Raw genomic sequence first — 3,109 nt, 5'->3', positions numbered from 1 at the left:
CCCGGTCACCCGGTCACCCGGTCACCCGGTCACCCGGTCACCCGGTCACCCGGTCACCCGGTCACCCGGTCACCCGGTCACCCGGTCACCCGGTGGTGAGAAGACCGTAGGCGTACGCCCTCCGGTTGCCTCTGTGACGGTGAGAGCCCGGTAAAAAGGCTGATCGTCGGCCCGCTCACCCGGCTGAACCGGCGACGGCCTTGGCAGTATGGGGGCGTGCCTCAGACCGTGCTGCTCGCCGAAGACGACCGCGCCATCCGTCACGCCCTGGAGCGAGCCCTGACCCTGGAGGGTTACCGGGTCACCGCGGTCGCCGACGGTGTCGAGGCGCTGGCGCAGGCCCACCGCACCCCGCCCGACGTGCTCGTGCTGGATGTGATGATGCCGGGCATCGACGGGCTCCAGGTCTGCCGGGTGCTGCGCGCCGAGGGCGACCGGACGCCGATCCTGATGCTGACGGCGCTTGTGGAGACCCAGGACCGGATCGCCGGCCTGGACGCGGGCGCCGACGACTACGTCCTCAAGCCCTTCGACGTCGAGGAGGTCTTCGCCCGGCTGCGTGCCCTGCTGCGCCGCACCGGCGGGGCGGGCGCGGTCGCCCCCGTCGAGGCGCCCAAGCAGCCGGTGCCCGAGCGGTACCTGGAGGCGGCCGGGCTGAAGATGGACCCCCAGGCGCGGCGGGCCTGGCGGGACGGGCGCGAACTGGAGCTGACCCGTACCGAGTTCGAGCTGCTGGAACTGCTGGTGCGCAACAGCGGGATCGTCCTCGACCACTCCACGATCTACGACCGGATCTGGGGGTACGACTTCGGGCCGGGCTCCAAGAACCTCGCTGTCTACGTCGGCTATCTGCGCCGCAAGCTCGACGAGCCGGGCGCCCCGCAGCTGATCCACACGGTGCGGGGCGTGGGTTACGTGCTGCGGGAGAACTGAGTGGGCCGCCTAGCGCGGCTGCTGCGCAGACGCCGGCCCGGGCTGGTCTCGCTCGCGACCACTTTCGCGGTGTCCTTCGCGGCGGTCACGGCCGCCGTCACCGTCCTCGTCGGGATCCTGTCGTACGGGGCCGCCGCCCGTCTGGTCCGGGTGGACCAGCAGTCCGTGTTCGACGAGGTCGTGCAGGATCTGCGGGACGAGGTGCGCGAGCACAGGATGACGCCGGAGGACTTCTCCTCGTCGGCGCCCGGACACGACCTGGTCCGCCCGGCCCGTACCGATGTGCAGGTGCTGGGGCCGGACGGCTCGGTCGTCGACCCCGGCAGCCCCGGGCTGCCCGTCACCGCCGCCGACCGTCTCGTCGCGGCGGCCACGAAGGCGGGGCGGCTGGCCGAGCACAAGGACGTCGACGTCGGCAGCGACGTCTACCGGGTCGCGACCGTCTCCCTCGGCGGCGGCCGGGGCGCGGTGCAGGTCGCGCAGGAGTTCAGTGACACCGAGGACCTGCTGCGGGCGCTCCAGCAACGCACCCTGATCCTGATGGCGGCCGTGGTGGTCGGGGCCGGACTGTTCGGCTGGTGGCTGGCCCGGCGCATCACCCGCCGCCTGGTGATCCTCACCTCGGCCGCGGAGGACGTCGCCCGCACCCGCCGCCTCGGTATCCAGGTGCCGGTGACGGGGTACGACGAGGTGGGCCGCCTCGGTCGGGCCTTCGACCGCATGCTGGGCCGGCTGGCGCAGTCGGAGGACGACCAGCGCCGTCTGGTCCAGGACGCGGGGCACGAGCTGCGGACGCCGCTGACCTCCCTGCGTACCAACATCTCGCTGCTGCGGCGGATCGACGAACTGCCGCCCGAGACCCGCGCCGAACTGGTCGCGGACCTGGGCCAGGAGGCCCGCGAACTGACCGACCTGGTCAACGAGTTGGTCGATCTCGCGGCCGGCCAGTCCGACACCGAGCCGCCGCAGCGGGTGGACCTCGCCGACATCGTGGAGGACGTGGCGGGGCTCGCGCAGCGCCGCACCGGTCGCGAGGTCGTGGTCCGGGTGAGCGGGGACACGACGACGGACGGGCGGCCGGGCATGCTGACGCGCGCGGTGTCGAACCTCGTGGAGAACGCGGCGAAGTTCGACCGCGCGGGCCGCGCCCCGATCGAGATCACGGTGACCGGCCCCGCCCGCCCGGGCACCGTCCGGGTGGAGGTCCTGGACCGGGGCCCCGGCATCGCCGAAGCGGACCTGATCCGCGTCTTCGACCGCTTCTACCGAGCCGCCGACGCCCGCTCCCTCCCCGGCTCGGGCCTGGGCCTGTCGATCGTCCGAGAGGTGGCCCTGGCCCACGGCGGAGCCCCGTTCGCGCTACGGAGGGAGGGCGGCGGCACAACGATCGGCTTCACGGTGGGTGGAGGCTGAGGCCGGGGCAGGGCAGGGGGATTGGCAGATCTGTCCCACCCCTGACGGTAAAACCCCAGGTCGCCGTTGCCCGGCGTGGGACACATCTGCCAGTCGCTGGCTTACGAAACGTCTACGGTGAGCAGGTATGGCTCCGATCGGATGGGGAGGCGTACATGCTGGGTGCCGAAGAAGCCGCCGCGCTGGACCACATCGGCGAAGCCTGCGTCGGGCGGATGCTTGCCGAGCTCGTTGCCATTCCCAGCGTTACCGGGAGTGCCGCCGAGTCGGAGTTGCAGCATCATCTCGCCGGGCGGCTGGAGCGGCTCGGGCTCGATGTCGATCTGTGGGCCATGGATCTGGACGCGTTGCGTGTCCACCCGGACTTTCCCGGTGCGGAGGCGGCCCGGGACGAGGCGTGGGGGCTCGTCGGGCGGACCGGGGAGGGCGGGGACGGGCCGACGCTGATCCTCCAGGGGCATGTGGACGTCGTACCGCCCGGGGATCTCGGTGCCTGGGAGGGGGATCCCTTTGTGCCCAGGGTCGTCGGGGATGTCGTGCACGGGCGCGGGGCCTGTGACATGAAGGCCGGGCTGGTGGCGGAGCTGGTCGCGTTGGAGGCGGTGCGGGCCAGTGGGGCGCGGCTGCGGGGGCGGGTCGCCGTGCACTTCGTCGTGGGGGAGGAGGACGGGGGGCTCGGGGCGTTCGGGAAATTGCGGGGGGGGGAAGGCGGGGGGGGGCGGGGGGAGGGCCCGGACAGCCCCGCCGCCCCCCCCGCCGACCC

At 72.9% G+C, this 3,109-nt stretch carries 3 protein-coding genes; all 3 read left to right on the top strand.

The features are described 5' to 3' along the window. Window positions 1–216 precede the first annotated feature (216 nt). The gene (locus TN53_RS40140; RefSeq protein ID WP_199924735.1) at window positions 217–933 is read left to right on the top strand and encodes a response regulator transcription factor; all 717 of its coding nucleotides are present in this window, start codon (window positions 217–219) and stop codon (window positions 931–933) included. Then, the gene (locus tag TN53_RS40135; protein ID WP_046263805.1) at window positions 934–2,346 is read left to right on the top strand and encodes a sensor histidine kinase; all 1,413 of its coding nucleotides are present in this window, start codon (window positions 934–936) and stop codon (window positions 2,344–2,346) included. Window positions 2,347–2,501: 155 nt separating this feature from the next. Beyond that, on the top strand, window positions 2,502–3,109 hold a 608-nt coding region (locus TN53_RS40130), incomplete at its 3' end, for a M20/M25/M40 family metallo-hydrolase (RefSeq protein WP_046263806.1).

Origin of the sequence: Streptomyces sp. WM6386 (assembly GCF_000972385.1) — a bacterium.
GTDB lineage: Bacteria > Actinomycetota > Actinomycetes > Streptomycetales > Streptomycetaceae > Streptomyces.
The sequence above is the reverse complement of the archived record's forward strand: the minus strand, read 5'-3'. Positions and strand labels throughout refer to the sequence as shown.